This is a genomic window from Janthinobacterium sp. YR213, from assembly GCF_900099875.1.
Lineage (GTDB): Bacteria > Pseudomonadota > Gammaproteobacteria > Burkholderiales > Burkholderiaceae_D > Janthinobacterium > Janthinobacterium lividum.
Genome location: NZ_FNDA01000009.1, coordinates 109,733 through 135,884 on the forward strand (window position 1 = coordinate 109,733; position 26,152 = coordinate 135,884).

Below are 26,152 nucleotides of genomic sequence, written 5' to 3' on the forward strand. Positions count from 1 at the left end.
TCTTACGTTCGTTCGCGTACAGACGCGCAGGAATCCGGCCGTCAGACTGGTGCTTCGGGCCTGCATGCGCCCACCCAGCCAGTCCACAGCCAGGAGGAAGCGCGAGATGACAGAGTGTAATCACATCAATGCCGGCAGGCGCGGTTTGCTGATCGCCGGCGCGCTGTCTGCCACGGCAGCGGCCGTGCCCGGCGTGGCGGGAGCGGCGGAAGCGGTGAATACGGCCACCCAGGCCGGTATTTCTCCGCCACCCGTCCTGATGCAAGTCAGCCTGGACGTCAATGGCCAGCGCCACAGCCTGGAACTCGATACGCGCACCACCTTGCTCGACGCCTTGCGCGAACAGCTGCACCTGACGGGCACCAAAAAGGGTTGCGACCATGGCCAGTGCGGCGCCTGCACCGTCATGCTCGATGGCCAGCGCATCAATGCCTGCTTGACTCTTGCCGTGATGCATGACGGCGCCAAGGTCACCACCATCGAGGGACTGGGCACGCCCGACAAGCTGCATCCGATGCAGGCCGCCTTCGTCGCGCATGACGGTTATCAATGCGGCTACTGCACCCCGGGGCAGATCTGCTCGGCCGTTGCCGCGCTGTCAGAGATCCGCCAGGGCATCCCCAGCCACGTCAGCACCGACTTGAATGCGGCCCCGCAGGCGACGCCGGAAGAATTGCGCGAGCGTATGAGCGGCAATATCTGCCGCTGCGGTGCCTACTCCAACATCATCGAGGCCATCACCGAGGTGGCGGGGAGGCCGGCATGAGAGTGTTCAGCTACCAGAAGGCCGCCACGCCGGCCGAAGCGGCGGCCGCCGCCTTGCACACGCCGGGCGCCCGCTTCATCGCGGGCGGCACGAATCTGCTCGATCTGATGAAACTGGAGATCGAAACGCCCACGCATTTGATCGACGTCAATGGCCTCGCGCTGGATAAAGTGGAAGCAACAAGGGACGGCGGCTTGCGCATCGGCGCCCTCGTGCGCAACACGGCGCTGGCGGCCCACGCCACCGTGCGCCGCGATTACGGCGTCTTGTCGCGCGCCTTGCTGGCCGGTGCCTCGGCGCAATTGCGCAACAAGGCGACGACGGCGGGCAACCTGCTGCAGCGCACGCGCTGCCCTTACTTTTATGATACGAACCAGGCTTGCAACAAGCGCCTGCCGGGCAGCGGCTGCTCGGCCATCGCCGGCTTCAGCCGGCCGCTGGCGATTCTGGGCGGCAGCGAGGCTTGCATCGCCACGCATCCCAGCGACATGGCCGTGGCCATGCGCGTGCTTGACGCTTCCATCGACACGGTGCGGGCCGATGGCGCCGTGCGCACCATCCCCATCGCCGACTTTTACCGCTTGCCGGGCAACACGCCACAGCTGGAAACCGTGCTGCAGCCGGGCGAACTGATCACCAGCGTGACCTTGCCCCGGCCCGCCGGCGGCAAGCATGTCTACCGCAAGGTGCGCGACCGCGCCTCGTACGCGTTCGCGCTGGTGTCCGTGGCGGCCATCATCTTGCCCAATGGCACGGGCAAGCTGGCCTTGGGCGGCGTCGCGCCGCAGCCGTGGAGAATTTCTGGCGCCGAACAGGCGATACCGAATGGCGCCGCCGCCGTGGCCCGGCAGTTGCTGGCCGGCGCCAAACCGACTGACGACAACGCCTTCAAGGTGACCCTGGCGCAGCGCACGATTGCCGCGGTGCTGGCTGAAGCGCAAGCGAAGAAAGGCTAGGGCCATGAAATTCACGATACCTGCGACCACCAATCCCATCGACCAGCTGAAAGTCGTGGGCCGTCCCACGGACCGCATCGACGGCCCCCTGAAAACCACGGGCACGGCGCCGTACGCGTATGAACAGAACAAGGCCGCGCCGCATGCGGCCTATGGCCATGTGGTCGGCGCGGCGATAGCCAGGGGCAGCATCGCCTCCATCGACACCAGCGCCGCGCGGCGCGCGCCTGGCGTGCTGGCCGTGGTGACGGCGGAATCGGCGGGAAAATTAGGCAAAGGCAAGATGAACACGGCAAACCTGCTGGGCGGCCCCGACATTCAGCATTACCACCAGGCCATCGCGCTGGTGGTGGCGGAAACCTTCGAACAGGCCCGCTCGGCTGCGCAGTTGCTCGACGTCAAATATGTCGAGCAGAAGGGCGCCTTCGATTTGGCGAAAGCCAAGGGCACGGCGGCCAAGCCGAAGGACGGCAAGCCCGACAGCAAGACGGGCAACTTCGCCGGCGCCTTTGCCAATGCGCCAGTGCGCCTGGACGCCACCTATACGACGCCTGACCAGTCGCACGCCATGATGGAGCCGCACGCCTCGATTGCCGCCTGGGAGGGCAACAAGGTGACGCTGTGGACGGCGAACCAGATGGTGGAGTGGGGCCGTGGCGACCTGGCCCGTACCTTGGGCATACCGAAAGACAAGGTGCGCATCGTTTCGCCCTACATCGGCGGTGGTTTCGGCGGCAAGCTGTTCGTGCGCGCGGAAGCCTTGCTGGCGGCCCTAGGCGCGCGCGCGGCGCAGCGTCCCGTCAAGGTGGCCCTGACGCGGCCCCTGATGTTCAACAACACGACGCACCGGCCCGCCACCATCCAGCGCCTGCGCATCGGCGCCACGCGCGATGGCAAGATCACGGCCATCGGCCATGAATCGTGGTCCGGCGACTTGAAAGGTGGCCAGCCGGAAACGGCCGTGATGCAGACGCGGCTGCTGTATGCGGGGCCGAACCGCATGACGGCCATGCGCCTGGCCGTGCTCGATTTGCCGGAAGGCAACGCCATGCGCGCGCCGGGCGAGGCGCCGGGGCTGATGGCGCTGGAAATTGCCATGGACGAGATGGCCGACAAGCTGAAAATGGATCCCATCGTTTTCCGCATCCTGAACGACACGAAAGTGGACCCGGAAAAGCCGAGCAGGCCGTTTTCCCAGCGCCGCCTGATCGACTGCCTGCGCACGGGCGCCGTGGAATTCGGCTGGAAGGAGAGACCGACGCAGCCGGGTGCGCGGCGCGACGGCCGCTGGCTCGTCGGCATGGGCGTTGCCGCCGCCTTCCGCAACAACCTCGTCATGAAGTCCGCCGCCCGCGTGCGCCTCGATGGCAATGGCGTGATCACGGTGGAAACGGACATGACGGACATCGGCACGGGCAGCTATACCATCATCGCGCAGACTGCGGCGGAAATGCTGGGCGTGACGTTGAACAAGGTGGTCGTGCGCCTGGGCGATTCGGATTTTCCCGTCTCGGCCGGTTCGGGCGGGCAGTGGGGCGGCAACAGTTCCACGGCCGGCGTCTACGCGGCCTGCGTGCGCCTGCGCCAGGCCATCGCCGGCAAGCTGGGCTTCGATGAAAAAGAAGCGCGCTTTTCCGATGGGCAAGTGAGCCAGGGCGAGCGCAGCGTGCCGCTCGCTGCCGCCGCCTACCATGGCGACGTCGTCGCGGAAGACCATATGGAATACGGCGACCTCGATAAAAAATTCCAGCAATCGACGTTTGGCGCCCATTTCGTCGAAGTGGGCGTGGATAGCGACACGGGCGAAGTGCGCGTGCGCCGCATGCTGGCAGTGTGCGCGGCCGGCCGCATCCTGAATCCGAAAGCGGCGCGCAGCCAGGTGATCGGCGCCATGACCATGGGCGTGGGGGCGGCCCTGATGGAAGAACTGGTGGTCGACCAGCGCCGCGGCTATTTCGTCAACCACGACCTGGCCGGCTACGAAGTGCCCGTGCACGCCGACATCCCGCACCAGGACGTCATCTTCCTCGATGAAACCGACCCCATGTCCTCGCCCATGAAAGCCAAGGGCGTGGGCGAGCTGGGCATCTGCGGCGTGGCGGCGGCCATCGCCAATGCCGTCTACAACGCCACCGGCGTGCGCGTGCGCGACTATCCGGTGACCCTGGACAAGCTCCTGGCGAAGTTGCCGGAATCGGCCCGTATTGCCTGAACGGGGCGGGCTATTGGTTTTTCGTATCTGCACTGCTATATTGCCGAAACATTATTCGATCGTATGGGAGAGGCATGAAGCGCACACTGTTGCTGGTGGTGGGTCTGTTTAACTTGAATATTGCCGCCCAGGCCTCGTCCTTGCCCGATTATCCCTTCATTTTCCAGACAGGGACGGCCCAGGTGGAAGTGCAGCCGGACATGGCCGTCATGGAGATCACCGTTGCCAGCCGGGGCGCCGATGCGGCAAAGACGCTGGGCGTGGTCAATGCTGGTGCCGCGGAGGTCTTCCAGTTGCTGGGCAAGGTGAAAATTGCGCAAGCGGATATCCAGGCCTCCGAAATCATGCGCACGCTCGATTATTCAGGCAGGGAAAAACGCGATTCGCCGCCCATGTACGTCATCAACCGCAACCTGCGCGTCTGGGTCCGGGACTTGGCGGCATGGACGCCACTGGTGTCGGAGCTGGCCGCCATGAAAAATATCACCCGGATGGATACGGAATTCAAGACCAGCGCGCACGACGCGCTGGTTGCCGAACTGGATTTGAAGGCTGCCAGGGATGCGGAGACGAAGGCGGCGCGCATTGCTAAATCGTTCAACCGGAAGATTGCGTCCGTCATGGCCATATCGGAAGTGTCGTTTCAATCGATCGAGCGCGCGCTGATGCGTTCCGGCAATGAGGGTTTCGTGCCGCCGCCCTTTATTCCTCCCACGGAGCCTTCGTCGGCCGTCCGCGCGCCGGGCAGCATCGCATTGGAGAAAAGCGTGAATGTCCTGTTCAAGCTGGAATAGGCGCAACTGGCGGCATGGCAGGTCAATAAGCATAGCAAAATTGCGCGACATCTTCCGGTCTCTGCAATATAATGAGAATCATTATCATTAAAGTCGCCGGATCCGCTCTTGTCTGCCTTGCCTTTCCCTTCGAATGACACGACCCTGGCCGTCAGCCTCTTCACGGGCCACCAGGGCTGGCTGCTGCAGCGCCTGCTGTTGCGTTTACGTAACCGGGCCGAGGCGGAAGATGTCACTTCTGAAACGTTTCTGCGCGTATTGCATGCGGGGCGCCTGGCCGCCATCCGCGAGCCGCGCGCGTATCTCACGACGGTGGCAAAAAGCATCTTGCTGCAGCAATGGCGGCGGCGCGATATCGAGCAGGCGTACATCGACACCCTGGCGCAGCTGCCGGACGCCGTGCAGCCGTCGCCGGAAGAGCGTGCCGTGCTGCTCGAAGCGCTGGAGCGGCTGTCGCGCGCCCTCGATACCTTGTCCAGCAAGGCGCGCAGCGCTTTCCTGATGAGCCAGCTCGATGGCCTCACGTATGCGCAGATCGCTGTTGAACTGGGCGTGTCGGCCAGCATGGTGCGCCAGTACATGGCGCAAGGCTTGCGCTGCTGCCTCGCCGCGGCGGATGCGGCATGAGCATGTCCCCTGCGGTACAGGATGCGGCCATCGGCTGGCTGGTCGAGCTCAGCTCGGGCGAAGCGGACGAGGGCCAGCGCCAGGCCTTCATCCGCTGGTTGGCCGCCGATGCGCGCCATGCGGCCGCATGGCATACCCTGGGACGCGCCGTCGAGCATAGCGTCGGCCCGCTGCAGGCGGCGGGCGGGGCGGGGACTGTCGGGCAGACCCTGGCGCGCGCCGCGCAACACGACAACAAGCGGCGCCAGTTGCTGCAGGGCGCCCTGTGCCTGGCGGGCGCGGCATTCGGCGGCGCCTGGCTGCTGCGCGGCAGCCCGTTTTTGCCGGACTGGAGCGCGGACCTGCACACGGCCACGGCCAGGCGGGGCCGCTTTGCGCTGGCCGACGGCAGTATGCTGACCTTGGATGCCCGTTCTTCTGCCGACACGGACGTTACCCATGAACACCGGCAAGTCACCTTACGCCAGGGACAGCTGCTGGCCCGCGTGGCGCAGCCGGCAAGCGCCCACCCCTTCCTGCTGCGCAGCACGCACGGCACGGTGACGGCGCAGGGCGGCGAACTGATGTTGCGGCGCGAAGCGCTGGGCACCGTCGCGCTGGCCGTGCAGGGCGACCTCGAAGTGCGCCCGGCCGGCAAAGGCCTGGCGCGCGTGCTGCGCCAAGGCCAGGCGGCGCGGTTTGACGAGGACCGCCTGACCATGTTGCCCGGCATGGCGGCAGGGCAGGCGACGGCGTGGGAGCAGGGCATGCTGCTGGCCGTCGACCAACTGCTGGGCGAAGTGGTGGCCGCCTTGCGTCCCTACCGCCACGGCTATATCGACATCACGCCGGCGGCCGCGGCGCTGCGCGTGTCGGGCAATTACTCGCTTGACGACAGCGGTGCCACCTTGCTGGCGCTGGCCGAAACCCTGCCCGTGACCTTGCGCCAGGGCCCCGGCGGCTGGTGGACGGGCCTGGATCTGAAGGCAAGCTGAAATATTTTTGCGCCAGCACTGTCACTTTTGGCGCGTCGCGGCTCATACCTGGTGTAGCCCCACTTTTCCTTCACCACCAAGATAGAGTCCCAGCATGCCACCATTGTTGATGCGCCAGATTCCCCTGGCTGTAATGTTACTTTCCTGCGCCGTGCCTGCCGTCCTGGCGCAGACGCCATCGGTCCAGATCGCGCCAGCCACCGTGCGCTATGACGTGCCGGCCCAGTCCCTGAATGCCAGCCTGATCGCCATTGCCAGCCGTGGCGGCGTGCGCATCTCCATCGATGCGGACCTGGCGCGCGGCGTCAGCGGGGCGGCCGTGCAGGGCGATTTCACGGCAGAGCAAGCCTTGCGCCGCGCCTTGCAGGGCACGCAGCTGGCCTTGCTCAAGACCGGTAGCGGCGTCTATACGGTACAAGCAGCCGCACCACAAGCTTCCGCCGTCCAGCCGGAAGCGACCATGCCGGAAGTAATCATCACCACCAATTACCTGGGCCAGGTGACGGAAGACACGGGCTCGTACACGACGGGCGCCGTCAGCACGGCGAACCGCCTGGTGCTGTCGCCGCGCGAGACGCCGCACGCGGTCAGCGTCGTCACGCGCCAGCAGATGGACGATTTCGGCCTGGTGCAGCTCAGCGAGGTGCTCAGCCACACGCCCGGCGTGTACGTGCAGCACATCGACAGCGAGCGCACGATCTATTATGCGCGCGGTTTTTCGCTCGACAATTTCAGCTACGACGGCTTGCCGTGGACGCGCGACGCTTCGCTGAACCTGGGCGAGTCCCTGGCCAACATGGACCTGTACGACCGGGTCGAGGTGCTGAAAGGCGCGAATGCGCTGATGAGCGGTGCCGGCACGCCGGGCGCCACCGTCAACCTGATCCGCAAGAAGCCCACGCGCGAACTGCGCGCGCTGGCCGACCTGTCGGCCGGATCGTGGAGCAATTACCGCGGCATGGTCGATGTGGGCGGCCCCCTGAACGACAGCGGCAGCGTGCGTGCGCGCGCCGTGGCCTCGTACCAGGACAAGCATTCCTTTGTCGACCGCTACCAACGCCGCTCCGAACTGGCGTATGGCACGCTGGAAGCGGATCTGTCGCCGCGCACTTTGCTGACCGTGGGCGCCGACTACCAGCACACGGTGCCGCGCAATAGCGACTGGGGTGGCGCGCCCCTGTTCGACGCGGACGGCAAGCGCTTCACCATGCGCCGTTCGTTCAACGGCGCGCCCACCTGGAGTACGCAGCAGACGGAAGCCAAATCCGTCTTCGCTTCGCTCGAGCACACGTTTGACAATGGCTGGCTGGCCAATCTGCGCCTGATCCACCAGGCCAATGCGCTGTATGCGCCCGTCGCCTACCTTGACGGCTTCCCGAAGGCGGACGGCAGCGGCACGTCCGTCACGGCGCGCCAGTACAACAGCGACGCCACCAGCAATGGCCTGGACATGTACGCCAAGGGCCCGTTCACCCTGCTGGGCCGCACGCATGAGCTGGTGGTGGGCGCGAACGCCTACCGCAAGCAGTCGGACGACGTCTTCAGCCCGTATTCCTTCATCAAGGTCGACAATATTTATACCTACCGGGGCATCGTGGCTGAGCCAAAATGGGAGCTGGACACGGCCCGCGAAGTCATCCGCCAGAAGGCCGTGTATGCGACGGGCCGCTTTTCGCTGCCGCAGGGCGTGCACGTGATCCTGGGCGGGCGCCTGTCGTCCTACGTCAATCCCACGGCCGACATCGACGAGTCGTCGATCTTCACGCCGTATGCGGGCCTGACCTGGGATTTTGCGCCGGATCTGACGGCGTTTGCCAGCTACAGCGATATCTTCAGTCCGCAAAACAGCCGCGACGTCGACAACAGGACTCTGGACCCGATGCTGGGCAAGAATATCGAGGCGGGCGTGAAGGGCGTGTTCCTGAATGGCCGCCTGAACGCCAGCGCGGCCGCCTTCGAGGTGCGCCAGGATAACTACGCGGAATACGTTGACGCGGTCAACAAGGTGACGGGCATGGATGCCTACCGCGCCATCGACGGCGTGCGTTCGCGCGGCGTGGAACTGGAAGTGTCGGGCCAGCTCATGCCGGGCTGGCAGTTGCAGGCCGGCTACACGCACAAGATCGCGCGCGACGCCAGCGGCAAGGTCAACACGCTGGCGCCGGAAGACCAGCTCAGCCTGTACAGCACCTGGCAGCCGATGCCGCGCCTGACGGTGGGCGGCGGCGCCCGCTGGCAATCGCACACCTGGCAGAAAACCCGGGCCGTGCGCGGCGGCACCACCACCGTGCACCAGGGCTCGTATGCCGTCTTTGACGCCATGGCGCGCTACCAGATCTCCGACCGCCTGGCCGTGTCGCTCAACCTCAATAATCTGGGCGACCGCACTTATTACGGCATCAGCACGGGCCGCCGGGTCAGCTATGGCGATCCGCGCAATGCGATGCTGAGCTTGAGTTACCGCTATTGATGCGTAGTCAGCGCAGACCGGGCGCATGCCGCCCGGCCTGCATGCGCATCAGAAGCGGTAGGTCAACGTCCCCCTGACACTGCGCGGCACGCCATACGTGCCTTGCGCATAGGTATTGATGTTGATGTATTTCTTGTCCAGCGCGTTTTCCACGTTCAGCTGGGCTGTCAGCTGGCGCGACAGCTGGTACGTGGCCATCAGGCTCACCGTGCTGTAGGCTTCCTGCGTCACTCTTTCCTTGCCGTCCGGGCCTTCGTCGTCAAAGTAGAACTTGCTTTGCCAGTTGACGCCGCCGCCCACGGTGAGGTCGGGGCGTACTTTCCACGTGGTAAATAATCGCGCCGTCGAGCGTGGAGACAGGGTGTTGATGTCCTGCTGCTCGCGGTCCCTGGCGCGGAAGTGGCTGGCGCTGGCCGTCACGTTCCAGCCCGGCGCCAGGCGGCCCGACAATTCCCCCTCGATGCCGCGGCTGGTGGCGCCGCGCGCCGCATAATACGCTTGCGTGGTGGTGCCGGGAACCCGGTGCGCGCCGTCCGGCTGGGCCAGCTTGTCCTGCTTGATTTCAAAGATGCCGATAGAACCGTTGGCCCGGCCCCCGGCCAGTTCGCCCTTCAAGCCCACTTCCATGCTTTGCCCCGTCAGCGGGTCCAGCCAGGCGCCCGCGCGGTCCTGGTTTTCCTGCGGGCGGAAGATGTCCGTGTAGCTGGCATAGGCCGAATACGTTTCATTGAGATCGATCACCACGCCCGCGTAGGGCACGAACTTGCTCTTGGCGAAGGCAAAGCGGGCGCTGCCGTCAAAGCCGATGCGGTCCTTGTCCCAGCGGCTCAAACGCCCGCCGAGGATCAGCTTGGTGTGCTCGGCAAGGTTCAGCCGCGCCGCGCCGTAGGCGCCATATTGCTTGGTCGTGTATTTTTCCGACAGCACGAGTTCGCCCCAGGCCGGCTGCGGGTAGCTGCCATCCCAGGCGAGGAAATTGCCGATCGGTTCAGGGTCGAGCGCTTCCTTGACGCTGAACTCGGCGTGCTGCAGCGTGTAGTTGGCGCCGACGATGATTTCATGCTGGCGTCCGCCCAGGGTAAATGGCCCGGACAGCTTCACGTCGGCGCTGCTCTGGTCGCGCGCGCCGATGTAGCGGTTCGGATAGCCGAGCATGCCCAGGCCCGTGATTCTATCGGGCCGTTCCGCCAGGAACACCAGCGGCGTGTCTTCCGTATGCTTGCTGTACATGGCTTGCGCCTGCGCCTTCCAGCCCTGGCCCAGCGCGTGTTCCAGCGTGGCGTGCACATTCGTCTGTTCCGTGGCCCAGGCGGCCCAGCGGGGCGCCGTCGTGACGGAACGGTCGAAATCGGTGCGCGAGCCGTCGCTGTACCACAGGGGGAAGCCGCCCCAGTTGCTGCCTTTCGGATCGTTCTTCTGGTAGCTGGCGCCCAGCATGGCCACGGTACCGGGCGCCAGGTCCGCCTCGGCGGTGGCGTAGACGAGCTGGCGCTGGTTCGAATAACCATTGGTAAACGACTTGCGGTCTTGCCAGGCGCCCGCCACCCGGCCGCGCACGGAGCCGTCTCCGTTCAGCGGCGTGGCCAGGTCGAGCGTGCCCCGGTAATCGCTCCACGAGCCGGCCGCCAGCGACCATTGCCCTTCGAATTGCCTGGCGCTGGCCCGCTTGCGCACCAGGTTGATCGAGGCCGACGGGTAGCCGGCGCCCGTCAGCAAGCCCGTGGCGCCCCGCGTCACTTCCACGCGGTCGTAGATCAGCGAATCCATTTCCGATTCGCCGCCCGAATACTGCACCTTATAGGTGGTGGGCACGCCGTCGTACTGGAAGTTGTCGACGTCGAAGCCGCGCGCGGAAAACGTGCTGCGTTCCGTGTCGAACTGGTTGACGGCGATGCCGGGCGTATTGCGCAGCACGTCGCGCACCGTCAGCAAGTCCTGGTCGTCCATGCGCTGGCGCGTGATGACGCTGACCGATTGCGGCGTCTCGCGCAGCGACAGCACCAGGCCCGTGGCGCTGGCCGTGGCCGGCGTCGTGTACGAGCCCGTGCCTTCCGTGCTCGTGCTGCGCTCGGCCGTGGCGCGCACGGCGATGCCGGGCAGGGTGGCCGCGTCGGCCGCCGATGGCAGCTTGCGCACGGCGTAGTGGCCGCCGCCCTGGTCGACAGCGTATAGGCCGCTGCCGTCCAGCAGACGGGCGAAACCGTCGGCCACCTGGTAGTTGCCGTTCAAGCCGCGGCTGTTCAAGCCCGCATACAGGCTGGCGGCGCCGGAAATGCTGACCCCGGCGTCGGCCGCAAACGCGGACAGGACGGCGCCGAGGGGGCCGGCGGCCACCTGATAGTGGCGCGCGGGCGCCTGCTGCGGTTGCTGCTGGGCGGATGCGGGCGCGCTCAAGGCCAGGCTGCCCAGCAGGGCCAGGGTGATGCTGGTGTGGCGGTAATGCTTCATTGCTTGTTTCCCTTCGTTCATGTGTTGGTCCTGTGTGGATTGACGGGGCACATGACGGAAAGGGACATTGTTCTCAAAAATTTTTATGCGGGCTCGACGGAAATCCACCAACGGCTGTGGCGCCTTACGCGGATGGGCAGCGACGCTTGCAGCAGGGCCAGCAGGGCGTCCGTGTCGCGCAGCTGGTACACGCCCGACACGCGCAGCCGCGCCACGGCCGGATCGCAGCGCACCACGCCGTGGCGGTAGCGGGCCAGCTGCGCCAGCACCTGATCCAGCGGTGTGTCGTCCGCGTACAGCAGGCCCTTGAGCCACGCGGACGCATGCTGCGCCAGCGGCTGCGGCGCGCCGGCGGCCGTTTCATCGAAACTGGCTTGCCAGCCCGCCTGCACGATGACGGAACCGCCTTCGGCGGGCCGCACTTCTACGGCGCCCTGCGAGACGGCCACGTGGGTACGCGCGCCCGGCAGACGGTCCTCCTGGCGCACCGTGAAGCGCGTGCCGAGGGCGCGGATGCTGCCGTTGCTGGTGCGTACGATGAAGGGACGCCCGAGGGGATCGGGGCTGGTCGCCACGTGTATCTCTCCGCCGCGCAGCTGGACCAGGCGCAGCGCGTCGCTGAAAACGATGTCGGCTGCGCTGGCCGTGTTCAGGCTCAGGCCGCTGCCGTCGGCCAGGGTGAGATGGCGGATTTCGCCTGTCGCCGTGCGCAGGTCGGCCGTCCAGGCCTGCCATGGCGCCACGCGCAGCATGGCCCAGCCGGCTGGGCCGGCGACGATCAGCACGGCCAGGGTCTTCAGGATGGCGCGGCGCTGCGCGCGGGCCGGGCGGTCCAGCACTTGCCTGGACAAGGGCATGGCCAGCGGCGGAGGCAGCATGCCAAAGGTGCGGCACACTTGCTCGGCGCGCTGCCACGCCGTTTCATGGTCGGGGTGGGCGGCGCGCCAGCGGGCCAGCCCCTGTTGCGCGGCAGCGTCCAGTTCGCCGCCTTGCAGGCGCATCATCCAGTGCGCCGCTTCGCGCGCGGCGCGCGCATCGAGGGCCGCGCTCATGTCAGGCCAGCAGCAGGATGCATTGTTCGAACGCCTGCACCATGTAGCGCTTGACGGTGCGCTCGCTGACGTTCAGGCGCGCGGCGATGTCCGCATACGCCATGCCTTCCAGCTGCGACAGCAGGAAGGCCGTGCGCACCTTTGCCCCCAGGCCGTCGAGCATGGCGTCGATCTGGTGCAGGGTTTCCAGGATCAGCATTCGGTCTTCCGCCGACGGCGTGACGGGGGCGGGCAGCTGCGCCAGGGTGGCCAGCCATGCCTGTTCCAGCGACTGGCGGCGGTAATGGTCGATCAGCAGGCGGCGCGCCACGGTGGTAAGGTAGGCGCGCGGCTCGCGCAGGGTGATGGCGCCCTCGCCGGGCGTGGCCAGCAGCTTGACGAAGGTATCCTGCGCCAGGTCGGCCGCGTGATCCGTACAGGGCAATTTGCCGCGCAGCCAGCGCAGCAGCCATGGATGGTGCTGGCCATACAGCAGTGCGACAGGATCGGCGGCGGGGGATACGGCAGACGTCACGATACACTCCAGGTTGGCGCTGAAGTTCCCCCCAGGCCGCCGGCAAGTGCAGGTTCTTCTTGAATGCGAATGGTTCTCATTTTACATTGGCGTGCCTGAATGTCAATGCGGCAGCCGGATTGGCATGGCAATCGTGCTCTTTCCGCTATACTGGCCCCCCGGCACTGCCGCCATTCTTTGAAAATCACCATGGACTTGAGTACCCACGCCGCCGTCGTCAATGGCGAAGCCTATCGCGATGGCAGGAAGATCGCCCATTTCGATATCGACAAGGTGGGCGACTTCCTCGGCGATCCTGATTGTTTCGTGTGGATCGGCCTGGCCGGCCCCGACGTCACGGCCATGCAGGCGCTGCAAACGGCTTTCGGCTTGCACGAACTGGCCGTCGAGGATGCGCAGGGCGCGCACGAGCGGCCCAAGCTGGAAGAATACGGCGACACCCTGTTCATGGTGATGCACACGGCCACCCTGGACGGCGAGGCCATCGTCTACGGCGAAACCCACGTCTTTCTCGGCCCCCGCTTCATCATCACGGTGCGCCATGGCGCCTCTGCCGGCTATGCGAAGTTGCGTGAGCGCAAGGAAAGCGTGCCCGAGAAGCTGGCCAGCGGCCCTGGCTACGTGCTGTATTCCATCATCGATTTCATCGTCGACCAGTACCAGCCCTGCATCGACCATTTGCAGGCCCGCTTCCAGCACCATGAGCTGCAGCTGTTCAAGCCCAGCTTGAGCGAAGACAAGCTGCAGGATTTCTATCAGCTCAAGACGGAACTGCTGAAGCTCGATGCGGCCGTCAATCCCCTGCATGACATCTGCACCCAGCTGATCCGTTTCCATGGCGATATCGTGCCCAAGGAAAACCGCATCTATTACCGCGACATTCTCGACCACGTCAAACGGGTCACGCACACGGCGGGACAGATGCGCGAACTGGTCAATTCGGCCATGCAGGTGGCGCTGGGGCAAATTTCGATCCGCCAGAACGAGGTCGTCAAGCGCCTGGCCGCCTGGGCCGCCATCCTGGCCGTGCCCACCATGGTCTTCAGCCTGTACGGCATGAACTTCGAATTCATGCCGGAACTGAAGTGGCGCGGCAGCTATCCGGCCGTGATCGTCGTCATCATCGCCGGCTGCTGGTGGCTGCACCGGCGCCTGAAGCGCGAAGGCTGGCTGTAACCGGCAGGCTTACGCTGCGGCCAGCGCGCTTGCCGCCTCCAGTATCAGCGCCGCCACTTCCACGGGACGCGAGGCCAGCGAGGCGTGGCTGGCGTTGAGCGTGATGACTTTGCGCGCTTGCAGGCGCGCGGCCATGCGCTCCTGGTTGACGGGGGCAATCATGCGGTCGGCAGTGGAAATCTGGTACCAGCTGGGTTTATGCTTCCAGGCCGGGTCGCTGACGGTGTCGCCGAAGGTGCTGGCCAGCGGCGCTTTCTGCACCACGCCCAGCACGGCGCCTTCTTCCGCGTCGAGGTCCTGGCAAAAGCTGTCATGGTATTGCCCGGGCTTGACCCACAGGTAGCCGTCGCTGTCGCCTTCCAGATTGGCCGCGCCGATGGGCGGGTGTTCCTGCGTGATGCTGCCCGGGCTTTCGCCCGCGTCAGGCGCGAAGGCGGCGATGTACACGAGGCCGACCACATTTGGCGCATTGCCGGCCACGCTGATGACGGCGCCGCCGTAGGAGTGTCCTACCAGCAATACCGGGCCATCGACCTGCGCCACCATCTTGCGTGTGCGTTCGGCGTCGTCGGCCAGCGACGTCAACGGCAGTTCGACGGCGCGGATGGCCGTGTGGCCCTGGCGCCGCAATTCGAGGATGACGCGGCTCCAGTGGGCGGCGCCGCCCCAGAAACCGTGGACGAGTACGATGGTGGCTTGCTGGCTCATGCGGAACTCCTTGTGGTGTAGGAAAACAGCGTAGGCCGCGTGCGTGCCTCAAGGCAAGCGCGCGGCGGGCAGGTGCATGCTCATTGTAGACCTTCCCAGCGCATGGCCTCGATGGCATCGACCACCGTGCTCTCGTATTCGATGAAGAAATCGCTGTGGAAGCCGTTGCGTATCACCAGATGGCTGCTGCCGGGCAGGGCGGCGGCCAGGCGGTCGCCGTCGGCCAGGCGCAGCGGGCGGATAAAGTCCAGCAGCGCTTGCGCGTCGGCCTGGCTGGCGGGATCGGCTTGCAGCAGCCATGGAAACAGGTTGCGCAAGGTGCCGGGATCGACGGTGATGACGAGCGCCGGCGCGCGCACGCGGCGGTAGTCGGGCGAAAAATTGTGCGCGGCCATGTCCATGGCCCTGGCGATGGCGGGCGGGGTATTCGGCCGCACGGTGCCGCCGGGCAGCACTTCCAGCGCGTCGCGCCAGTTCGCTTCCAGCGCCGGCCACCATTGTTTGTTGATCCGCCTGGCATAGGCGATCGAGGCGTCCAGCGATGCCAGGTCGGCCGGGCCAGGTTGCGGTTCGTCGAAGGGCGTGGGCTGGGGTTCCTCATAGCCGCCGCTGGCCAGGTAATCGAAGGTCGTGTCCATATAGACGAGTCCCCGCACGCGCTGCGGGTGGCTGCCGGCGAACAGGGTCAGTTCGTTGCCGGCGATGGAGTGGCCGGCCAGGATGATGCGTTGAACCTTCAGTGTGTCCAGCACGGCCAGCAGGTCGGCCACCAGAGTGGCGGGGGCATACGTCATATCGTTGGCGTCGCTCCCGGGCAGCGGCTTGCTGGAGGCGCCATAGCCGCGCCGCGTGACGGCCAGCACGCGGTGGCGGCGCGCCAGCGCGGGCGCCAGGCTGTCAAAGGCGTGTGCATTGGCGCCCAGACCTGCCAGCAGGACGATGACATCGGCCTCGCTGTCGGTCGCGCTGCGCCAGTCGCGTACGTACAGGCTGACGCCGGGGGCGACGCCGATCTGCCGGTCGATCATCGCCGCGGCACGCGGCCCGCTGCCGCCGCCGCAGGCGGCCAGGCCCGCCAGCGCGCCCATGCCGAACAGCAGGCGCCTGCGGGCGTGGAAACGGGGGATGGCATCGGTGGGTCTGGTCATGCGGTACTCCTTGCTGGACGGGGACATGGCCAGTATCGGCGCCGCGCATGAAGTACAGCTGAGGAGCGGGTGAAGGAAGGCTGAAGGATCCGCCTGCGCGCTAGTGCGACACCAGCACCGGCAACGTCATCTCCTGCAGCACGGTGCGCGTGACGCCGCCCAGCAGCGCTTCGCGCAGGCGCATGTGGCCGTAGCAGCCCATCACGACCAGGTCGCAGCGCCGCTGCGCGGCCATGGCCAGCAGGGCCGCGCCCACGTCCTGGCCCGGCGGCGTGTCGTGCTGCAGCACCTCGACGTTGACGCCATGGCGCGCCAGGTACAGGGCCAGGTCGGCACCCGGCTGCTCGCCATGCGCGGCCGCCTGGGCGTGCGAATTGACGACGGCCAGGGTGACTTGCCGCGCCCTTTGCAGCAGCGGCAGCGCATCGGTGATGGCGCGCAGCGCTTCGGCGCTGCCGTTCCAGGCCAGCAGCGGATGCTGCGCGATGCCCGCTGGCGCGGCGCAAGGTGCGTGCGGCACCATCAGCACGGGCCGGCCGCAATGCAGCATCAGGTATTCGGCCGTGCCGGCGATGACGCGCGACGGCGTATCCTGCGCATCCGTCTGGCCCAGGATCAGCAAGTCGCAATAGCGCGCCTGCAGCAGCAGCGCGCCTTGCGCGTCGTCGTCGACGAAGCGCGTTTCGTAGGCGCCCAGGCCTTCCTCGCGGGCGATGCGCTCGAAGTCGTGCAGCGCCTCGCTGGCCTGGTTGCGCAGCGCCTGCATCTGCGCCGGCGCAAACTGCAGCGCGTTCACGCCGCCGCCATACGCATAGCGCGAGATGCCGCTCATGGCCGAGCCGATCAGGTGCGCCCCTTCGGCGACGGCCAGGCGCACGGCCAGGCGGATGCGCTGGGCGCAGTGGCGGGAATTGTCGACGTGGACCAGCAGGGTGGTATAGGGCATGGCGTTTTCCTCGGTTGTCGGTTGTCAGGTCTGCAGCACGTAACTGCCCGGTGCATCGCCCAGGGCAATCCCCATGGCCGGCGGCGCCACGTGCGCGCCCGCGCGTTCTTCCAGCCACGCTTGCCAGGCGGGCCACCACGAACCGTCATGGTGCGGCACGTCGCGCTGCCAGCTGTCCGCGTCGACATAGGGCGCATCGTGGCCGTGCGTGGCCAGCTGGTAGCTGCGGCGCGGCTGGCCCGGCGGCGAGACGACGCCCGCATTGTGGCCACCCGATGTGAGCAAAAAGGTGACGTCCGTGTCGGTCAGCAGCTGCAGTTTATACACGGAGCGCCACGGCGCCACGTGGTCCGTCAGGGTGCCGACGGCAAAGATGGGTGCGTCGATGTCGCGCAGGGCGATGTGGCGGCCCGCCGTGCGGTAGCGGCCTTCGGCCAGGTCGTTGTGCAGGAACAGGCGGCGCAGGTATTCCGCATGCATGCGGCAGGGCATGCGCGTGGCGTCCCCGTTCCAGGCCATCAGGTCGCTGTCCTGCTCGTCCTGTCCCAGCAAGTAATGGCGCAGCCGGCGCGACCAGACCAGGTCGTTCGAGCGCAGCAGCTGGAAGGCGCCCGCCATCTGCTTCGTATCGAGGTAGCCCTGCTTCCACATGGCCGCTTCCAGGAAGCTGACCTGGCTCTCGTCGATGAACAGCGACAGTTCACCCGGCTCCTTGAAGTCGACCTGCGAGGCCAGCATGGTGAGGCTGGCCAGGCGCGCATCGCCGTCGCGCGCCATCGTCGCGGCGGCAATCGCCAGCAGCGTGCCGCCCAGGCAGTAGCCGGCCGCGTGCACCTGCGGCGCGCCCGTGATGTTGGCAACGGCGTCGAGCGCATCCATCACGCCCAGCTGGCGGTAGTCTTCCAGCGACAACTCGCGGTCTTCTTCCAGCGGATTTTTCCAGGAAATCATGAATACCGTGTGGCCCTGGCCCACCAGGTAGCGCACCAGCGAATTGTGCGGCGACAGGTCGAGAATATAGAACTTCATGATCCAGGCGGGCACGAACAGCAGCGGCGTCGCATGCACGCTCTCTGTCGCGGGCGCGTACTGTATCAATTCGATCAAGTCATTGCGGTAGACCACCTTGCCCGGCGTGACGGCCAGGTTCTGGCCCACCTTGTAGCGGTGCGCATCGGGTGCATGCGCTCCCATGGCGGCGCGCTGCCAGTCGCCGGCCGCGTGGGCCATGCCGCGCGCCAGGCTGGCGCCGCCGCTGTCGAGGGCCGCTTGCTGCACCACGGGATTGGTCAGCAGGAAGTTCGACGGCGCCAGCATGTCGAGCCACTGGCGCACGGTGAACGTGACGACATCTTCGTGGTGCGGCGAGACGCCGCGCACGCCCGTGGTGGCGCGGTGCCACCATTGCTGCTGCAGCAAGAAGCCCTGGTAGACGAGGTTGTACGGCCAGCGCCGCCAGGCAGGGTCGTCGAAGCGCCGGTCCTGCGGCAGCGGCGCGATGCACGGCGGCTCAGTGGCGCTGCCGGCCAGCGCCGATTGCAGCGCGTACCGCTGCCAGCGGCCGATCTTCTTCCACGCTTCCTGCAGCAGGGTTTGCTGCTTCGACGGCGCCAGCGCCAGGTGGCTGAGCCAGTCGGCATAGGCGTTGCCCAGCGCGGCAGGCGAAATGCCGCCCGTGAACTTGCCCAGCCAGGCGCTCAGCAGCAGGTCCAGGGTGGCGCCTTCCGGTGCGCTTTCCGGATAGTCGGGCACTGGCACGCCTTGCCAGGCGCTGCCCAGGCGCTCATGTTCAATGTTGTGTTCCGCCTCGCTCGGCTGCGTCTTGCTCATCCAGGGCTCCTGTCATTTTTTTACAGGGTAGCAAGAGCTTGTTCAAAAAATTATGATCTACATCAAGTTTGGCCGGATGCGTGCGGCAGGCGGCTTGCCACCTGGATGGCAGTTCGAATAAAAGCCATTTAAACGAATATTTTGATTCAAATGATTATATTGAATTTTAATCGATGCGGGTTCGGGTATGGATGGCGTGAAAAGCTTGCTGTGAACCATTTTTCACTATGACAGGACATATTTCCTCCATCGTTCCGCCTGTCGAGGAATAATAAAAACGATTTTTTCGTGAATTTATTTGTTGTATTTGATAAATTTATGTAGCAAGATGTAGTTAAGCAAGAAGTGAAGCAAGACCGCTCACGGTGGATAGAGGAGATGGACATGCATACGAAAATGTCGGCAAGCGGCAGCGAAGAGGCGGGCAAGGGCTATCCACACGGGGCAGGCGCGGGTGTCGGCAATGCGTCCGTGCGGCGCCTGAAGGCGATCGGCTACCTGGCCCTGTTGCTGGCCATACTGCCTGCCGCAACGTGCATCGCCATGGGGCGCGCCGGCGTACCGGCGCCGTTCAGCACCGCCTGCGGCGTGGTGTCGTGCGTGGCCGCAGGCCATGCGCTCTAGCGCACTGCCTGCGCTTCCTCGCAGATCCATGCCATGAATGCCTGCACGGCGGGGCGCGTGGCCGCGTCGGGCCGCGCCACCAGGTAGTAGGCAAAGCGTGCGGGCCAGGGCAAATCCAGCACTTGCACCAGGCGCCCGGCGGCGATTTCCTCCTGCGCGTACAGCTGCGGCACCAGGGCCAGGCCCTGGCCCGCCTCGGCCGCGCGTATCAATAGAAAGTCATCTTCGAAGGCCGAGCCGCGCCGCGCCCGCGCCGCATCCGTGCTGTCGTCCGGGGCGCCATGCGCGGCCAGCCACAATGGCCAGTCGGCGCGGTCCGTATCGTGCAGCAGCGGGTAGCGCAGGCAATCGGCCGGCGTGGCGATGGGCGGCTGGCCCGCCATCAGGGATGGACTGGCGACGGGCACCAGCACGGGCGCCATCAATCGCGTCACCTGCAAGCCCGGATAGTCGCCCAGGCCGTGGCGCAAGGCCACGTCGACCCGGTCGCGGCGCAGGTCGACCAGCGCGGATGTCGCTTCCACGCGCACCTCGATATGGGGATGGCGCTGGTTGAAGCGGCCCAGGCGCGGCACCAGCCACGCGGCGGCAAAGGTGGCGACCGTGCTGACGGTGAGCGTCTGGCGCGCGCCCATGTCTTCCAGCGCCTGGCTGGCGCCGGCGATCTGCGCAAAGGCGCCCAGCAGGGCGGGGTGGACCATGGCGCCCGCCTCGGTCAGGCGCAAGCCCTGGCGTTCGCGCGTAAACAGGGGCATGCCGACCCGCTCTTCCAGCAGGCGGATCTGCTGGCTGACGGCGCCGGACGTCACGTGCAGCGCCTCGGCTGCCGCCTTGATGCTGCCGCGCTGGCCCACTTCGACAAAGGCGCGCAGCGCCTGGAGCGGTAAAGGATGCTTCATCGATATAGTTTTTCTATAGTTGTACGCGAAAAATCATCGTTTCAGTTTCGCTCTGGAAAAACGCATTATAGGGGCATGCGGCGTTCTTTTGACGTCGAGTAAAACTATATCGATAGGATCTCCTATGTTACTTTCACATCGGCAACTTTGCCTGGTGTTGCTGTGCACCACGCAATTCGTTGCCTTGCTCGACTTTTCCATCACCATGATTCCCTTGCCGCAAATCCAGCAGAGTCTGGGCTTTACGCCCGGCGGGCTGCAATGGGTGATCAATGCGTATGGCGTGGCCATCGCCGGCTTCCTGCTGCTGGGAGGGCGCGCGGCCGACATGTTTGGCCGCCGCCGCGTCTTCATCACGGGGCTGCTGCTGTTCACGGCCGCCTCGCTGCTCGGTGGTTTTTCGCACAGCCCTGCCATGCTGGTGGCCACGCGCGCGCTGCAGGGCTTCGGTGCCGCCATGTTTTCGCCGGCCGCGTTCTCCCTGCTGCTGGCCGTGTTTCCCGAGCCGGCGCAGCGCAACCGGGCGCTGGGGGCCTGGACGGCCGTGGCGGCCAGCGGCTTTGTCGCGGGACTGATCCTGGGCGGCTTCATCACGGATATGCTGGGCTGGCGCTGGGTGCTGTGGATTAACGTGCCCGTCGGCTTGCTGGTGCTGGCCCTGTCGCCGGCCTTGCCCCTGGGCCGGCCCGATGCGGATAGCGCTGCGGCTGGCGGCGCGCTCGATGTGTGGGGTGCGCTGCTGGTGGCGTCGGGCGCGGCGACGCTGGTGTTTGCCTTTGCCAATAGCGAGCATGTGGGACTGGCGCATCCGCTCACGTTTGCCCTGGTCGCGCTGGCGCTGGCCCTGCTGGCGCTGTTCGTCTGGGTGGAGGGACGGGTGGCCGCGCCGCTGATGCCGCTGGCCGTCTTCCTGCGCCGCTCCACGGGCGGCGCGAATATCGTCTCGCTGCTGGCCAACACGGCCCTGGGGCCCACCTTTGTCGTCGTGGCGCTGGCCATGCAGGAAGTGCTGGGCTTCAGTGCCACGCGCACGGGGCTGGGACTGCTGCCCATGGCCGCCGCCTTTACCGTGGCCAGCGCGTGGACCGGGCCGGCCCTGATCGCCCGCTGCGGCACCAAGCCCGTCATCGTCGGCGGCATGCTGCTGTTCATCGGCGGGCTGGCCATGCTGGGCAGTTCGCTGGCCACGCTGGCTGCCTGGGGCGCCTCCATCCTGCCCGGTACCGTACTGGCCGGCATCGGCTATGGCCTGGCGTTTCCCGCCTGGACGGTGGCCGGCATCGATGGCGTGCCGGAAGCGGACCATGGCCTGGCGGGCGGCATGCTGACCACCACGCAGGAGGTCGGGTCCGCCGTGGGCCTGGCCGTGGGCGTGGCTGTCAGCATCGCCGTGCTGGCCGGCGGCGGCACGGCCGCGCAAGGCTACAGCAGCGCCATCCTCGTTTCCGCCTGCCTGGTCGTGGCAGGCCTGGCGTGCGCCATCGCCATCCTGCCCGGCAAGGCCGCACGCCAGGAGGCGGCGCCATGATGGAACTCTACACCGACAGCTCGCCGAATGGTTTCAAAGCCACGATTGCGCTGGCCGAACTGGGCTTGCCATACCGGCTTCGCCATGTGCGCATCGAACAGGGCGAACACCGGCTGCCCGCTTTCCTGGCCCTCAATCCGCACGGGCGCATTCCCGTGCTGGTCGACCACGAGACGGGCATCACCGTGTTCGAGTCGGCCGCCATATTGCTGTACCTGGCCGAGAAAACGGGGCGGCTGCTGCCGAACGCTCCCGCGCAGCGCTGGGCCGCCATCACCTGGCTGCAATTCCACGCGGCCAGCATGGGGCCGATGCTGGGCCAGCGCGTGCATTTCGAGATCGCAGGCGGAGGCGCGAATGCGGCCGCCACGGCGCACTTCCGCCAGCTGTGGGCCGCCGCGCTGGCCACCATGGATGGCCGCCTGGCGGACAACGCCTACCTGGCCGGCGACGGCTATTCCATCGCCGACATCGCCAGCTTTGGCTGGCTGCATATCGCCCGCATCGTCGGCTTCGAACTCGATGACTGGCCGCACGTGGTCGCCTGGTACGCCCGCGTGGCTGCCCGTCCGGCCGTGCAGCTGGGCATCTCCATTCCCGCGCCCGCCACGGGCGCCTGATTTTGATCAAGGAACAGCATGAGCATAGACATCATAGAAGGCGCTTCGTCGCAGGCTTTCACGCAGCACCGCGGCTACCGCCGCATGTTCGCGCCCGGCGCGCTCACCCTCGGCATTTATCTGCCGCTGCGTTTTTACCAGGGCGACATGCGGGCGCTGGCCGGCCAGGCGGACCTGGTCGCCGCCATGGACCGGCAAGGCTTTGCCGCCGCCTGGGTGCGCGACATTCCCCTGTTCGACCCGCGCTTCGGCGATGCGGGCCAGCTGTTCGACCCGTGGACCTATCTGGCGTATCTGGCGGCGCGCACGGATGCGCTGGCCCTGGCCACGGGCAGCACCATTTTCACCCTGCGCCATCCCATTGACCTGGCCAAGGCGGCCGCCAGCATCGACCAGCTGTCGGGCGGGCGCCTGGTGCTGGGCACGGCGTCGGGCGACCGCGCCAGCGAATTTCCCGCGTATGGCGTGCCGTACGCCACGCGCGGCGCGCGCTATGCGCAGGCCGTGCACATGTTCCGCCAGTTGCTGCAGGCAGGCCCCGCCAGCATCGACGGCCCGCTGGGCAGCCTGGCTGGCCTCGAACTGCTGCCCAAGCCCGTGGCGGGCGTCGTTCCTCTGGTCGTCACCAGTTCCTCGGGCCAGCCGCTGGCGTGGATCGGGCGTCATGCCGATGGCTGGCTGACGTATCCGGAAGCGACGGATACGCCGGACGGGCCGCGCCGGCTGGCGGAAAAGATCCGCGCCTGGCGCCAGTGCATCCCCGATGGCGGATTTCGTCCGCACATGTGCAATGAGTGGCTGGACCTGGCGGACGACCCCGATTATCCGCGCACGCCCGTGCGCAGCGGCTATGTGCTGCGCACGGGGCGCAAGGGTTTGATCGATTTGCTTGGTGAATGGCGCGAAGCGGGCGTCAACCATGCGGCGCTGGGCATCCAGCATGGCCAGCGCCCGGCTGCGGAGGTGCTGCAGGAACTGGCCGAGGAGGTGCTGCCGCATTTTCCGTCGCATGCGGCGCCGTGCGGGGATATGCTTCGCTGGTAGTGGCGCTAAAACGCCTGGCTGACTGAATAAATCAGCAAGCCGGCCAGGCCGCCCACGATGGTGCCGTTGATGCGGATGAATTGCAGGTCGCGCCCGATGGCCAGTTCGATGCGTTCGCTCATTTCATCCTTGCTCCACAGGTCCAGGCGGGCGGCGATGAAGGCGCCCACTTCGCCCCGGTAGCGGCGCACCAGCGAGCCGCTGCCGGCGACGATGGCGTCGTTCAGCCATGCCCGCGCAGCTTTGTCCGTCTCCAGCACTTTGCCCGTGTTGCGTGCCAGGCTGGCGATGGCTTGTGCCAGCACGGGCTGGTCGGCGTGCAGGTCGGCCAGCAGGCGCGTGCTGATGTGCTTCCAGACGTCGCCCAGCATGGCTTGCACCGTGTCGCTGGCGACCAGCTGCAACTGGTAGCGGCGCACCGTCGCCTGCCACTGCGGGTCGGCCTTCAGGTGCAAGGCGCTGTCGGCGATCCAGCCGGCGATGCGCTGGCGCAGCGGGTGCTGCGGGTCGACGCGCACGGCGAGGGCGAATTTTTGCAGCGAGGCGATCATGCGCGGCTCGTACGCTTTCACGGCTTTTTTCACCAGCGCGTTCTCGATCTGGAAAGCGCCCAGCACGAAGTCGCCGATGGCGGCGTGGTGACCTTCGTCGTCCAGGTAGGCGGCGCTGCGGTCGAGCATGAAGTCCAGCAGTTCCTGCGGCTTGCCGTCGGCGATCAGCGCATCGATGCGGTCGGCCGCCACGTCCGACAGATTCAATTGCCCAAGATAGCTGCTGGCCTGTACACGCAGCAGACACCCCAGTTTCTCGTGATCGGCCATCGCCAGCAGCTGCCTGGCGACACTGGCGCTGGCCATGCCCAGCCGCTGCGCGTGGACCTCGTCACCGAGCCAGGCGCCCAGCCGCGCGGCGGGGTCGGCTTGCACGATGCGCTCGGCGATGCCTTGTTCGGTAATGAAATGGTTTTCCACGAAGGCGCCCAGGCTGCGGCCGATGTCCGCCTTGCTGTTCGGGATGATGGCCGTATGCCACAGGGGGATGCCCAGCGGGTGGCGGAACAGGGCCACGACGGCGAACCAGTCGGCAATCGCCCCCACCATGGCCGCTTCGGCGAACGCTTCCACATAGCCCCAGGCGGGGTGGCCGCCCCGCTGCGAACGGGCCACGGCGAAGACCAGCGCGGCCAGCAGCAGCAAGCCAACGGCCAGCCACTGCATGTTGCGCAGGCGCGCGCGCTTGAGCTGGTCCGTGCTCTGGTCCAGCTGTGCGATGAGGTCGGGGGAAGGTTGCATGGATGGCGGCCTGCAGGGTTGCGAGACCGCCATCTTACTGCGATGGCGCAGTGACGGGATTACTGTTGCGGATGCAGCAGCGAACGGCGGCGCGCGTAGCCGAAGTAGATGACCAGGCCGATCACCAGCCAGATGGAAAAGGCCACCCAGGTGACCCAGCTGAGGAAGCTCATCAGGCCCACGCACAGGATCACGGCCAGCGCCGGCACATACGGCACGCCGGGGCAGCGGAAGGCGCGCGGCAGGTCGGGACGCTTCTTGCGCAGCACCACGACAGCTATCGACACCATGGTGAAGGCGGCCAGCGTGCCGATGTTGATCAGCTCGGCGAGGATGTTGAGCGGGATCACGGCGGCGATCAAGCCAAACACGATGCCGACCAGCCAGGTGGCGAAGAACGGCGTGTGGAAGCGCGGGTGCACGGTCGACAGGCGCTTTGGCAGCAGGCCGTCGCGCGACATGGCGAAGATGATGCGCGTCTGGCCGAAGGCCATCACGAGGATCACGGTGGTCATGCCGAGGATGGCGCCCAGGTCGACGAAGCCGGCGATCCAGTTTTCGCCCGCATATTGCAGGGCCAGCGAGACGGGATGGTCGACGCCGAGGAATTTCTGGTATGGCACGATGCCCGTCATGATGGCCGACACCACCACGTACAGCACGGCGCACACGGCCAGTGAACCGATGATCCCGATAGGCAGGTCGCGCGACGGCTTCTTGACTTCCTCTGCGGCCGAGGTGACGGCGTCAAAGCCGATGAAGGCAAAGAAGACGAGGGCGGCGGCGCTCAGCATGCCGTGGTAGCCGAACGGCATGTAGGGCTGCCAGTTGGCCGGCTGCACGTGGCGCGCGCCGAAGATAATAAACAGCAGCACAACGCCCACCTTGATGGCCACCATGATGTTGTTCAGGCGCGCCGATTCGCGCACGCCCCAGCCCAGCATGGCCGTCAGCAGCAGCATGATGACGAGAGCCGGCAGGTTGATGAAGGTCGTCACGCCGGGCAGCGCGCCCGGCGCGGCGGTGAGTGCGACGGGCAGGGTGATGCCAAAGCCCGACAGCAGCGACTGGAAGTAGCCGGACCAGCCGACGGAGACGGCGGCAGCGGCCAGGCCGTACTCGAGCAGCAAGTCCCAGCCTATCATCCAGGCGGCCAGCTCGCCCAGGGTGGCATAGCTGTAGGTGTAGATGGAGCCGGCCACGGGCACCGTGGAGGCGAATTCCGCGTAGCACAGGGCGGCGAAGCAGCAGGCGACGGCCGCCACGACGAACGACAGCGACAGGGCGGGGCCGGCCGTCAGCGCGCCCGTGCCGGTGAGTACGAAAATGCCCGTGCCGACGATGGCGCCAATGCCCATGAGGACAAGGTCGAAGGGCCCCAGCACCTTGGCCAGTCCTCCTGGCTTCTTGCTGTGGGCAATCATGTCATCCAAATTCTTGGTTCTAAATAAGCTCACTGTGTCTCCTGGTGGTTTTTGTCATGGCGCCATTGCCGCCTCGTGAGTAGCACGACGCAGCCAGATT

22 protein-coding genes are annotated in these 26,152 nt (G+C 66.4%); 12 read left to right on the plus strand and 10 right to left on the minus strand.

Translation table 11 applies throughout. The annotated features are described in order from the left end of the window. The first annotated feature begins 106 nt into the window (after window positions 1-106). The 7 genes from paoA (at window position 107) to BLT98_RS27960 (ending at window position 8,799) form a co-directional block, all read left to right on the plus strand. A complete protein-coding gene (gene paoA / locus BLT98_RS27930) occupies window positions 107-766 on the plus strand; it encodes an aldehyde dehydrogenase iron-sulfur subunit PaoA (RefSeq protein WP_092613569.1) in 660 nt (219 codons plus the stop codon). Beyond that, a complete protein-coding gene (locus tag BLT98_RS27935) occupies window positions 763-1,722 on the plus strand; it encodes an FAD binding domain-containing protein (RefSeq protein WP_092613571.1) in 960 nt (319 codons plus the stop codon). The genes paoA and BLT98_RS27935 overlap by 4 nt, the downstream gene beginning before the upstream one ends. A gap of 4 nt (window positions 1,723-1,726) precedes the next feature. Continuing rightward, window positions 1,727-3,934 carry an aldehyde oxidoreductase molybdenum-binding subunit PaoC gene (gene paoC, locus BLT98_RS27940; RefSeq protein WP_092613573.1) on the plus strand — a complete coding sequence of 736 codons (2,208 nt, stop codon included), beginning with the start codon at window positions 1,727-1,729 and terminating at the stop codon, window positions 3,932-3,934. A 74-nt stretch (window positions 3,935-4,008) separates the two neighbouring features. Further along, window positions 4,009-4,728, plus strand: coding sequence for an SIMPL domain-containing protein (locus tag BLT98_RS27945; RefSeq protein ID WP_092613575.1), 720 nt, complete (start codon window positions 4,009-4,011; stop codon window positions 4,726-4,728). Window positions 4,729-4,836: 108 nt separating this feature from the next. Then, complete coding sequence (locus BLT98_RS27950) at window positions 4,837-5,355, plus strand: sigma-70 family RNA polymerase sigma factor (RefSeq protein WP_244517759.1); 519 nt, start codon at window positions 4,837-4,839, stop codon at window positions 5,353-5,355. After that, window positions 5,352-6,329: a DUF4880 domain-containing protein gene (locus BLT98_RS27955; protein WP_092613577.1), complete on the plus strand. Its 978-nt coding sequence runs from the start codon at window positions 5,352-5,354 to the stop codon at window positions 6,327-6,329. The genes BLT98_RS27950 and BLT98_RS27955 overlap by 4 nt, the downstream gene beginning before the upstream one ends. A 94-nt stretch (window positions 6,330-6,423) precedes the next feature. After that, window positions 6,424-8,799 carry a TonB-dependent siderophore receptor gene (locus BLT98_RS27960; protein WP_092613579.1) on the plus strand — a complete coding sequence of 792 codons (2,376 nt, stop codon included), beginning with the start codon at window positions 6,424-6,426 and terminating at the stop codon, window positions 8,797-8,799. 48 nt (window positions 8,800-8,847) lie between these two features. Here BLT98_RS27960 and BLT98_RS27965 read toward each other — a convergent pair whose 3' ends face one another. The 3 genes from BLT98_RS27965 to BLT98_RS27975 all read right to left on the minus strand — a co-directional run bounded on the left by BLT98_RS27965 (window position 8,848) and on the right by BLT98_RS27975 (window position 12,813). After that, the gene (locus BLT98_RS27965; protein ID WP_244517760.1) at window positions 8,848-11,268 is read right to left on the minus strand and encodes a TonB-dependent siderophore receptor; all 2,421 of its coding nucleotides are present in this window, start codon (window positions 11,266-11,268) and stop codon (window positions 8,848-8,850) included. 62 nt (window positions 11,269-11,330) lie between these two features. Next, entirely contained in the window at window positions 11,331-12,299 is a 969-nt protein-coding gene (locus tag BLT98_RS27970) for a FecR domain-containing protein (RefSeq protein ID WP_092613583.1), read from the minus strand. Between the two features lies 1 nt (window position 12,300). After that, window positions 12,301-12,813 (minus strand): sigma-70 family RNA polymerase sigma factor, encoded by a 513-nt coding sequence (locus tag BLT98_RS27975; protein ID WP_092613585.1) that lies wholly within the window; start codon window positions 12,811-12,813, stop codon window positions 12,301-12,303. A 189-nt stretch (window positions 12,814-13,002) separates the two neighbouring features. Between BLT98_RS27975 and BLT98_RS27980 the strand changes: the two genes are divergently transcribed. Further along, window positions 13,003-13,989 carry a magnesium and cobalt transport protein CorA gene (locus BLT98_RS27980; protein WP_070279420.1) on the plus strand — a complete coding sequence of 329 codons (987 nt, stop codon included), beginning with the start codon at window positions 13,003-13,005 and terminating at the stop codon, window positions 13,987-13,989. Between the two features lie 9 nt (window positions 13,990-13,998). Here BLT98_RS27980 and BLT98_RS27985 read toward each other — a convergent pair whose 3' ends face one another. The 4 genes from BLT98_RS27985 to BLT98_RS28000 form a co-directional block, all read right to left on the minus strand. After that, complete coding sequence (locus BLT98_RS27985) at window positions 13,999-14,697, minus strand: alpha/beta hydrolase (protein WP_070256403.1); 699 nt, start codon at window positions 14,695-14,697, stop codon at window positions 13,999-14,001. A gap of 80 nt (window positions 14,698-14,777) precedes the next feature. Continuing rightward, window positions 14,778-15,845 (minus strand): alpha/beta hydrolase, encoded by a 1,068-nt coding sequence (locus BLT98_RS27990; protein WP_170846518.1) that lies wholly within the window; start codon window positions 15,843-15,845, stop codon window positions 14,778-14,780. A gap of 100 nt (window positions 15,846-15,945) precedes the next feature. Beyond that, complete coding sequence (locus BLT98_RS27995; protein ID WP_092613589.1) at window positions 15,946-16,791, minus strand: universal stress protein; 846 nt, start codon at window positions 16,789-16,791, stop codon at window positions 15,946-15,948. Window positions 16,792-16,815: 24 nt separating this feature from the next. After that, complete coding sequence (locus BLT98_RS28000) at window positions 16,816-18,621, minus strand: PHA/PHB synthase family protein (RefSeq protein ID WP_092613591.1); 1,806 nt, start codon at window positions 18,619-18,621, stop codon at window positions 16,816-16,818. 384 nt (window positions 18,622-19,005) lie between these two features. On the opposite strand from BLT98_RS28000, the gene BLT98_RS28005 reads away from it, so the two are divergent. After that, window positions 19,006-19,245 carry a hypothetical protein gene (locus BLT98_RS28005; protein ID WP_139179398.1) on the plus strand — a complete coding sequence of 80 codons (240 nt, stop codon included), beginning with the start codon at window positions 19,006-19,008 and terminating at the stop codon, window positions 19,243-19,245. Here the strand turns inward: BLT98_RS28005 and gcvA are convergent. Beyond that, window positions 19,242-20,144: a transcriptional regulator GcvA gene (gene gcvA / locus BLT98_RS28010; protein WP_092613595.1), complete on the minus strand. Its 903-nt coding sequence runs from the start codon at window positions 20,142-20,144 to the stop codon at window positions 19,242-19,244. The genes BLT98_RS28005 and gcvA overlap by 4 nt on opposite strands. Window positions 20,145-20,268: 124 nt before the next feature. Between gcvA and BLT98_RS28015 the strand changes: the two genes are divergently transcribed. Genes BLT98_RS28015 through BLT98_RS28025 form a run of 3 tightly spaced genes read left to right on the plus strand, consistent with a single transcriptional unit; the run spans window position 20,269 to window position 23,336 of the window. Beyond that, the gene (locus BLT98_RS28015; protein WP_092613597.1) at window positions 20,269-21,672 is read left to right on the plus strand and encodes an MFS transporter; all 1,404 of its coding nucleotides are present in this window, start codon (window positions 20,269-20,271) and stop codon (window positions 21,670-21,672) included. Continuing rightward, on the plus strand, window positions 21,669-22,292 hold the full coding sequence (locus BLT98_RS28020; RefSeq protein WP_092613599.1) for a glutathione S-transferase family protein: 624 nt from the start codon (window positions 21,669-21,671) through the stop codon (window positions 22,290-22,292). Before BLT98_RS28015 ends, BLT98_RS28020 begins: the two co-directional genes overlap by 4 nt. An 18-nt stretch (window positions 22,293-22,310) precedes the next feature. After that, on the plus strand, window positions 22,311-23,336 hold the full coding sequence (locus tag BLT98_RS28025; protein WP_092613601.1) for an LLM class oxidoreductase: 1,026 nt from the start codon (window positions 22,311-22,313) through the stop codon (window positions 23,334-23,336). Between the two features lie 5 nt (window positions 23,337-23,341). Here the strand turns inward: BLT98_RS28025 and BLT98_RS28030 are convergent, their stop codons facing one another. Next, the gene (locus BLT98_RS28030) at window positions 23,342-24,628 is read right to left on the minus strand and encodes a DUF445 domain-containing protein (RefSeq protein ID WP_092613603.1); all 1,287 of its coding nucleotides are present in this window, start codon (window positions 24,626-24,628) and stop codon (window positions 23,342-23,344) included. A gap of 59 nt (window positions 24,629-24,687) precedes the next feature. Next, the gene (locus tag BLT98_RS28035; protein ID WP_092613605.1) at window positions 24,688-26,085 is read right to left on the minus strand and encodes a branched-chain amino acid transporter BcaP; all 1,398 of its coding nucleotides are present in this window, start codon (window positions 26,083-26,085) and stop codon (window positions 24,688-24,690) included. Window positions 26,086-26,152 lie beyond the last annotated feature (67 nt).

Excerpts from the sequence above, each read along its gene's own strand:
- BLT98_RS27970 (WP_092613583.1), bottom strand. The coding sequence starts at position 12,299 with ATGAGCGCGGCCCTCGATGCGCGCGCCGCGCGCGAAGCGGCGCACTGG.
- BLT98_RS27965 (WP_244517760.1), bottom strand. The coding sequence starts at position 11,268 with ATGAACGAAGGGAAACAAGCAATGAAGCATTACCGCCACACCAGCATC.
- BLT98_RS27995 (WP_092613589.1), bottom strand. The coding sequence starts at position 16,791 with ATGCCCTATACCACCCTGCTGGTCCACGTCGACAATTCCCGCCACTGC.
- BLT98_RS27980 (WP_070279420.1), top strand. The coding sequence starts at position 13,003 with ATGGACTTGAGTACCCACGCCGCCGTCGTCAATGGCGAAGCCTATCGC.
- BLT98_RS27935 (WP_092613571.1), top strand. The coding sequence starts at position 763 with ATGAGAGTGTTCAGCTACCAGAAGGCCGCCACGCCGGCCGAAGCGGCG.
- BLT98_RS28030 (WP_092613603.1), bottom strand. The coding sequence starts at position 24,628 with ATGCAACCTTCCCCCGACCTCATCGCACAGCTGGACCAGAGCACGGAC.
- BLT98_RS27990 (WP_170846518.1), bottom strand. The coding sequence starts at position 15,845 with ATGACCAGACCCACCGATGCCATCCCCCGTTTCCACGCCCGCAGGCGC.
- BLT98_RS28000 (WP_092613591.1), bottom strand. The coding sequence starts at position 18,621 with ATGAGCAAGACGCAGCCGAGCGAGGCGGAACACAACATTGAACATGAG.
- BLT98_RS28025 (WP_092613601.1), top strand. The coding sequence starts at position 22,311 with ATGAGCATAGACATCATAGAAGGCGCTTCGTCGCAGGCTTTCACGCAG.
- BLT98_RS27985 (WP_070256403.1), bottom strand. The coding sequence starts at position 14,697 with ATGAGCCAGCAAGCCACCATCGTACTCGTCCACGGTTTCTGGGGCGGC.
- paoA (WP_092613569.1), top strand. The coding sequence starts at position 107 with ATGACAGAGTGTAATCACATCAATGCCGGCAGGCGCGGTTTGCTGATC.
- BLT98_RS28020 (WP_092613599.1), top strand. The coding sequence starts at position 21,669 with ATGATGGAACTCTACACCGACAGCTCGCCGAATGGTTTCAAAGCCACG.
- BLT98_RS27955 (WP_092613577.1), top strand. The coding sequence starts at position 5,352 with ATGAGCATGTCCCCTGCGGTACAGGATGCGGCCATCGGCTGGCTGGTC.
- gcvA (WP_092613595.1), bottom strand. The coding sequence starts at position 20,144 with ATGAAGCATCCTTTACCGCTCCAGGCGCTGCGCGCCTTTGTCGAAGTG.
- BLT98_RS28005 (WP_139179398.1), top strand. The coding sequence starts at position 19,006 with ATGCATACGAAAATGTCGGCAAGCGGCAGCGAAGAGGCGGGCAAGGGC.
- BLT98_RS27945 (WP_092613575.1), top strand. The coding sequence starts at position 4,009 with ATGAAGCGCACACTGTTGCTGGTGGTGGGTCTGTTTAACTTGAATATT.
- BLT98_RS27960 (WP_092613579.1), top strand. The coding sequence starts at position 6,424 with ATGCCACCATTGTTGATGCGCCAGATTCCCCTGGCTGTAATGTTACTT.
- BLT98_RS28015 (WP_092613597.1), top strand. The coding sequence starts at position 20,269 with ATGTTACTTTCACATCGGCAACTTTGCCTGGTGTTGCTGTGCACCACG.
- paoC (WP_092613573.1), top strand. The coding sequence starts at position 1,727 with ATGAAATTCACGATACCTGCGACCACCAATCCCATCGACCAGCTGAAA.